This is a genomic window from Streptomyces sp. NPDC104313 (genome assembly GCF_055583985.1).
Genome location: NZ_JBVJMW010000030.1, coordinates 20457 through 28318, shown reverse-complemented (window position 1 = coordinate 28318; position 7862 = coordinate 20457). Strand labels below are relative to the sequence as shown.

The following is a 7862-nucleotide window of genomic DNA, read 5'->3' as shown; positions in this document are numbered from 1 at the left end:
ACCCGCCGAATACGAAACCAACTACTACCTCACAACCACGAAACCCCAGGTCACAACCACAATCTGAAGTCTCTACCGAACCCGGAACGGTTCAGCATCTCCGCATAAGCAGCGATGTTTATCCGAAAACCCACCCAGACCTCAGACCGTCTGACTACGGTCACCTTGCATGAGGTTTCTGCATACTTCGGACTGGCACCTGGGCCGCCGGTTCCATGGAGAAGACCTGATCGACGCCCAGCGCAAAATCCTTGATCACATCTGCGACACCGCCCGCAACGAGCAGGTCGACGCCCTGCTCATCGCCGGAGACATCTACGACCGGGCCATCCCCAGCCTGGACGCGGTACGCCTGTTCAGCCAGGGCCTGAACAAGATGGCCGACCTCGGCATACCAGCCATCATGATCAGCGGAAACCACGACTCCGCACATCGCCTCGGAGTCGGCTCCGCCCTGCTGGCCCGCACCGGCGTGCACCTGAAGACCGACCCGGCCCACACCGCCACCCCCGTCCTGCTGGAGAGCCCCACCGACACCGTCGCCGTCTACGGCGTGCCCTACCTCGAGCCAACCCTGGTACGCACGCACCTCGAAGCCGAAGAAGCCTCCCACCAAGCCGTCCTCAGCTCAGCTCTGGACCGCATCCGCGCCGACCTCGCCGCCCGCCCCGCCGACACCCGCTCCATCGTGCTGGCCCACGCCTTCGTCACCGGTGCGACCGGCTGCAGAAGCGAGCGTGACATCAGCGTCGGCGGCGTCGACCACGCGCCCGCATCCGTCTTCGACGGCATCGACTACGTCGCACTGGGCCACCTCCACGGCGCCCAGCAGGTCAACGACCACATCCACTACAGCGGCTCCCCGCTCGCCTACTCCTTCTCCGAAACCGGACACACCAAGTCCCTCACCCTGATCGACCTGCCACCCCAAGCAGCCGCCCCCACCGTCACCCGCCACCCCCTCCCAACAGACCTCCAACTGCCCCTGGCCCGCCTGACCGGCCGCCTGGAAGACCTGCTGACCGACCCGGCCCACGAACCCCTCACCAAAGCCTGGCTGCACGTCACCCTCACCGACACCGCCCGCCCCTACGAACCCATGGCACGCCTCAAACAGCGCTTCCCCCACACCCTCGACCTGCAACATCTCCCCACCGCCATCCCCGCCCAGGCCACCGCCACCCCCACCTACAGCGAACGGCTCCGCGGACGAGGCGACCTCGACATCACCCACGACTTCATCACCACCGTGCGCGGCACCCCGCCCAACGACGAAGAGCACAGCCTCCTCCAGGAAGCGATCGACACCTCCCGCGTAAACGCCCAGGAGAAGGAAACCGTCTAAATGCGCCTGCACACCCTGCACCTGCAGGCCTTCGGACCCTTCGCCGGCACCCACACCGTCGACTTCGACGCCCTGTCCGCAGACGGTCTCTTCCTCCTCCACGGTGACACCGGCGCCGGCAAGAGCACCCTGTTCGCCGCGATCTGCGTCGCCCTCTACGGCGAGCCACCCGTCGACCGCAACCTCAAGCTCCGCAGCGACCACGCGGCCCCCGGTCTCCTGACCGAGGTGACACTCGAGGTCACCCTCGCCGGAAAGCGCCTGAAAATCAGGCGGATCCCCGCCCAGACCAAGCGGAAAGTCCGCGGTGACGGCGAGACCTCACAGAAAGCCGAGACCTACCTCAGCGAATGGTCCCTGGACCCCGCCGGGCAGGGCCGCTGGGAAGCACTCAGCAAGTCCCACAGAGAAGCCGCGGACGAGATCAAAGCCCTGCTCGGCATGAGCCGCCAGCAGTTCTGCCAGGTCGTCCTCCTGCCACAGAACGAGTTCACCAAATTCCTGCGCGCAAGCGCCTCCGACCGCAAGGACCTGCTCGGCAAGCTCTTCCACACCCACCGCTTCGGGTCCGTCGAGAACTGGCTGGCAGCACGCAAAAACACCATCGCCGCCCAACGCGACGAGGCACGCACCGACGTCCTGCGCCTGGCCGAACGCACCCAACAGCAAGCCGGACCAGCACTCGAACCCGAACACGGCGCACCCCAGACGTCCGACCCCGCCACCCTCACCGACCCCGCCCTCACCTGGGCCACCGCCCTGCACACCAAAGCCGCCACCCTCGAGAAGGAAGCAGCCACCGCCGCCACCCACGCGGAACAGGAACTGGCCGCCTTCCGCGACCGAGAAAGCGCCGTACGCGACCTCGCCGCCCACCAGGAAGCCCACCGCACCACACGCAAACAGCTCGACACCCTCCAAGAACAAGCAGAGCACCACGCCGACCTCAACCGACAACGCCAACGCGCCCTGCAAGCCCACAAAGTGGCCCCGCTCCTGGCCGCATCGACCGCCACCGCAGCCCAGCACACCCGCGCCCAAGCCGACGAACACGACGCCCGCACCCTCCTGGACCCCGAGCACACCACCCTCGACTCCACCGGGCTCACCACCGCCGCACAGCACCTGCGCGCCACCATCGGCGCACTGAACGCCCTGCTCCCCGACGAAGCCTCCCTCCAGCAGTACGAAACAGACCTGCAGAAACTCGACAGCGAGCGCCAGCAACTCGCCCAGGACCTCACCGACGCCGAAGCCTGGCTCAACGACGCACCGCAACGCCGCAAAGCCCTGCAGACACGCCTGGAAACCGCCCGCACCGCCGAGGAAACCAGCCGCCGGCACACCACAGCCCTGGCACTGCTCACCGACCGCATCGGCGCCGCGAAACGCCGCGACTCCTACACAAGAAAGATCACCAAGGTCCAGCAGGACCTCCTCACGGCCCAGACCGCGACGAAGACCGCAGCCCAGGAACACATCAGCATCCGCCGCCGGCGCACCGACGGCATGGCCGCCGAACTGGCCCTCCAGCTCACCGACGGCGAACCCTGCGCCGTCTGCGGCTCACCCACACACCCCGACCCCGCAGCCCCCCACCCCGACCAGCCCACCGCCGCAGACGAACAGGCCGCCGAAACCCGCCACACCACAGCCCAAGAGACTCACCAAGCCCTCCAGGACAAGCTGCGAGAACTCACCGAACAGGCCGCCACCGCACGAGGCGAAGCAGGAGGAGACATCCCCCTGGCCGACCTCACCGCGGAGCACACCACACTCCAGCAACACCTCACCCAAACTCTCGAAGCCGCCGCCGACACCGGCCCCGCAACCGAAGAACTCCACAGCCTGGACCAGCAGCACACCCGCACCGAAAGCGACCGCACCGACACCGCGACCCGGCTCGCCGCCGTCGATACCAGCTACGACCGGCTCGCCGCCCAAGCCCAGGACCTCGACCACAAGCTCACCACCGCCCGCGCCGACGCCCCCACCCTCACCCAGCGCATCACCGAGCTCACCCGGACAGCCGACCGCCTCACCACCGCAGCCGACCGCGCCGCCACCACCGCCCACACCGCGACAGACCACCAACTCGCCACCGAACGAGCAGAACAAGCCGCCCGCACCACAGGATTCGACTCCCTGGACAACGCAGCACAGGCACTGCTGAGCGACGACGACCTCCGCGCCCTGGAAGACGAGATCAACCAGTGGCGCGAACAGCGCGCAGCCGCCACCTCCCGCCTCCAGGACCCCGACCTCACCTCAGCCGCGGCCCAGCCGCCCGCCGACCACGAAGAAGCCACAGCTCAACTCGCAGCCGCCACCGCCCACCACACACACGCCGCCACCACAGCCGCACACGCCACCGAACGCACCCGCGCCCTCGACGCGCTGCGCACCGAGCTCACCACCCACATCCAGCGCCTCGAACCCCTCGAACACGCCTACCGCACCGTCGACCACCTCCACGCCCTGATCAACGGCACCTCACCCGGCAACCGGCTCCGCATGCAACTCGAGGCATACGTCCTGGCCGCCCGCCTCGAAGATGTCGTCGCTGCAGCCAACACCCGACTCGCCCCCATGTCAGAAAACCGCTACACCCTCATCCACTCCGACGACCGCGCCTCCCACGGTGCCCGCTCCGGCCTCGGCCTCAAAATCACCGACGCCTGGAGCGGAAAAGACCGCGACACCGACACCCTCTCCGGAGGCGAATCCTTCTTCGCCTCCCTCGCCCTCGCTCTCGGCCTCGCCGACGTCGTCACCGCCGAATCAGGCGGACAAGCCCTCGACACCCTCTTCATCGACGAAGGCTTCGGCACCCTCGACGAAGACACCCTCCACAACGTCCTCGACACCCTGGACTCCCTCCGCGCCCACGACCGCACCGTCGGAGTCATCAGCCACGTCCCCGAACTACGCCGCCGCATCACCCACCGCCTCCACGTACGCAAAGCCACCACCGGCTCCACCCTTGCCGTCATCACCGAAGCAGCCGAATGACCCCCGGGGTGCGGTGCAACAATGCCACCGCACCCCACCCCACCCACGGGAGCGGAACACCCCATGACCCCCGCCGACATCCAGCTCCGCCCCCACCAGAAAGAAGCCGTCACCGCCGCAGTCAAAACCCTGCGCACCCACCCCCGGGCCAGAGTCATCGCGGCCTGCGGGACCGGGAAAACCCTCATCGCCGCCCGCACCACCACCCGTATCGCACCCCGCGGGCGGGTCCTGGTCCTCGTCCCGACCCTGGACCTGCTCTCCCAGACCGTCCGCTCCTGGCACACAGCCGGCCACAAAGCCCCAGCGGTGGCCGTCTGCTCCGCCCGCCAAGCCATGGACCACCCCTCCGCCGGCAACCTCCCCATGACCACGAAACCCGCCGAGCTCACCGAACTCACCCCACCCACCGGCCCGGTCACCGTCTACGCCACCTACGCCTCCCTCCCCACCGTCATCAACGCCCACCGCGACCACCACCTGCCGCCCTGGGACCTCGTCGTCGTCGACGAGGCCCACCGCACCGCCGGCCGCCTCGGAAAAGCCTGGGCAGGCATCCACCACGACGACCAGGTCCCCGCCGCCCGCCGCCTCTACCTCACCGCGACCCCCCGCATCTGGGACCCCGACACCGACCACAGCGACACCCCCGTCGCTTCCATGGACGACGAAACCCTCTTCGGCCCCGTCGCCTGGCGCCTCACCCTCTCCGACGCCATCGACCTCGGCCTCCTCGCCGACTACCAGATCCTCGTCCCCGTCATCCAGGACACCGACCTCCGCGACTGGCTCGCCACCAACCGCGGCGCAGGCGCCGACGGCCTCCGCCTCGCCGGACACCAGGTCGCCGTCCTCAGAGCCATCCACGACCACAAACTCCGCCGCGTCCTCACCTTCCACCACCGGGTCGCCGACGCCCGCGCCTTCGCCACCACCTTCCCCGACACCGCAGCATCCCTCCCCGCAGACCTGCAGCCCCAAGGCCTGTGGGCGCAGTGGATCAGCGGCACCCACCCACCCCGCACCCGCCGCCGCATCCTCCTCGACTTCGCCACCCACACCCACCCCGAACAACCCGCCGTCCTCGCCAACGCCCGCGTCCTCGGCGAAGGCATCGACGTCCCCGCCATCGACGCCGTCGTCTTCGCCGACCCCAAGAACAGCCCCGTCGACACCGTCCAAGCCGTCGGCCGCGCCCTACGCCAAACCCCCGGCGCCGGCAAAAAAGCCACCCTGATCGTCCCCGTCTACCTCACCCCCGACGAAGACCCCGACGACCTCCTCAGTGCCGACGCCTACACCCCCCTCTGGCGCACCGTCCAAGCCCTGCGCGCCCACGACGAACGCCTCACCGCACGCCTCGCCGACCCCCGCACCCACCGCCCCACCCAAGGGCCCGAAGACCCCGGGGCCTGGCTCCACTTCGAACGCCCCACCCAACAAGAAGAAGTCGCCCTCGCTCTCACCCTGCGCGTCCTCAACCCCAAAAGCGCCGAATGGCGCCGCGGCCTCACCGCAGCCCGCCACTACCACCGCACCCACCACCACCTCGACGCCCCCCAAACCTACGAAGACCCCGACGGCTACCCCCTCGGCCGCTGGCTCACCTGGCAACGCCACCTCCACACCACCGGCGCCCTCGACCCCGCCCGCACCACCGCCCTCGAACGCCTCGGCATCATCTGGAACCCCCAACAGCACGCCTTCGACCGCGGAATCGCCCACGCCACCGCCTACGCCGCCGTGCACGGTCACCTCGCCGCCCCCGTCGACCACCACCACGACGGCTACGCTCTCGGCCGCTGGCTCGCCACCCAACGCAAACGCGCCGACACCCTCACCCCCGCCAGAGCCCACGCCCTCCACGACCTCGACCCGCACTGGAACCCGCCCTGGCCCCTGACCTGGCACCGCACCTACCACGCCGCCCGCAGACACCACGAAGCCGGCCACCAGCTGATCGACCTGCCCCGGGACTACACCACTGAAGACGGACACCGCCTGGGGGAGTGGCTGCACAACCAGCGCCTGCACCCCGAACGCCTGCACTCCACCCAGCAACAGCTCCTGGCCGGCCTCGGCCTGACCCAGAACACCGATCCGGCCGCTAAGAAACGCAAACCGGCCGCCCGCAAGCCAGACCAGGGCCTGGTCGCCGCCCGCGCCTTCCACCAGCGGGAAGGACACCTCGAGGTTCCCCAGCGCCATGTCGAAGACCTCGACGGAGAACCTGTACGACTTGGGCAGTGGATCAGCAACGCCCGCCGCCGCAAGGAACGCCTGCCCGCCGACCGGATCCGCGCACTCCACGCTCTCGACATGCGCTGGTAGACGCACTTCGCCGACGGAGCTGGATGCCGTTCAGATCCGTCGGCTGGCTCTCGCAGCAACCGTTGAACGTTCCCTGATCTGTGCACGGCAGTCCCAGGCGGCGCTGACAACTGAGGCGGGACCTTGGGGGCTACCAGACCCCAGCACGAAGCACGCAAGCCAGGCAATCGAAGGCGCCGCTGCGCCCCCACGTCTGGGATTGCAAGGTGCTACGCGCCACACCCATGGATTTCCGTCACCTGACTCCCTTGTCGCTACAGGCCCCTAACCCCTGGTGGGGCGCCCACCAGGGGATCATCCACGGTTCGAGGATTCGCCGGACGTCCTGCTGGGCCTCCCGAGGCGCCGACCTTAATTGCCGGGATGTCATCCGATGGCGTCATGCTTCCTGAGCTGGGGGTCAGTGATCTCAGCAGCGCTGCGCCAGGCGGCGTCGGAGACCTCTTCGGTCTGGAGCTCGCCGGTGGTGGCCGTGGTGCGGGAGAGGAAGCGGAAGTCGAAGTGCTAGTGGGTGGGCTGGACCGCCAAGGTCACCAGCCGTTGTCGGCGTACACGTGAACATACATAGCCGCGTACGGATGAACGTACAGAGTTCTTGATGCGCTGAGGGCCCGCGCTGTCACTTAAGTGGCCTTTCCTATACGTTTTCAAGACTTTGACCGTGTCGATGCTCTTGCGTGGAGGGCGCAGACCGCTCCGGCGGTTCGAGGCTCCCGGTCGACGTGGACGCGTGGTCGGACACGATCGAGACCCGGGGCATCTCCAAGGTGATCGACAGCCACGACATTCTGATCGTGCACGTCGACCACCGGGCCTCTTCGGTGGGGAGCGGCGGGAGGCCAACGTCCTGGCCGGCATCTTTGACGGGGAACAGAATCGCCTCGTCGTTCATGGGCTGGTCTGACGAAGCCTTCGAACGCCTTGTTCAGTGAGGGGTCCAGAGCGAACCGCGACTGGCTCACCCAGCGCCCTTGGCGGCGCGACCGAACGATGGCTTGACCGAGCCCGCGGCGAGGCCAAGGCTGCCGACGCGCTGGCAAGGTTTGCCCGCACGCCCCCCACACCACCAGCCTGCCATGGCTGGAACACGTTATCGATGGCCGCTACGACGCCTTCGCCAACCGCTGCTGGTACGTCACCCGCTGGCTCACCGAACTCCGCGATTCCCCGCTAC

General features: G+C 68.4%; 3 protein-coding genes. All 3 read left to right on the top strand.

The genetic code is table 11. The features are described from left to right. Window positions 1–169: 169 nt before the first annotated feature. The 3 genes from ACZ60Q_RS35545 to ACZ60Q_RS35535 all read left to right on the top strand — a co-directional run bounded on the left by ACZ60Q_RS35545 (window position 170) and on the right by ACZ60Q_RS35535 (window position 6688). Window positions 170–1345: an exonuclease SbcCD subunit D gene (locus ACZ60Q_RS35545; RefSeq protein ID WP_469641710.1), complete on the top strand. Its 1176-nt coding sequence runs from the start codon at window positions 170–172 to the stop codon at window positions 1343–1345. Next, window positions 1346–4357: an AAA family ATPase gene (locus tag ACZ60Q_RS35540; RefSeq protein WP_469641709.1), complete on the top strand. Its 3012-nt coding sequence runs from the start codon at window positions 1346–1348 to the stop codon at window positions 4355–4357. Between the two features lie 63 nt (window positions 4358–4420). Then, window positions 4421–6688 carry a helicase associated domain-containing protein gene (locus tag ACZ60Q_RS35535; protein ID WP_469641708.1) on the top strand — a complete coding sequence of 756 codons (2268 nt, stop codon included), beginning with the start codon at window positions 4421–4423 and terminating at the stop codon, window positions 6686–6688. The last annotated feature ends 1174 nt before the right edge of the window (window positions 6689–7862 follow it).

Excerpts from the sequence above, each read along its gene's own strand:
- ACZ60Q_RS35535 (WP_469641708.1), top strand. The coding sequence starts at position 4,421 with ATGACCCCCGCCGACATCCAGCTCCGCCCCCACCAGAAAGAAGCCGTC.
- ACZ60Q_RS35540 (WP_469641709.1), top strand. The coding sequence starts at position 1,346 with ATGCGCCTGCACACCCTGCACCTGCAGGCCTTCGGACCCTTCGCCGGC.
- ACZ60Q_RS35545 (WP_469641710.1), top strand. The coding sequence starts at position 170 with ATGAGGTTTCTGCATACTTCGGACTGGCACCTGGGCCGCCGGTTCCAT.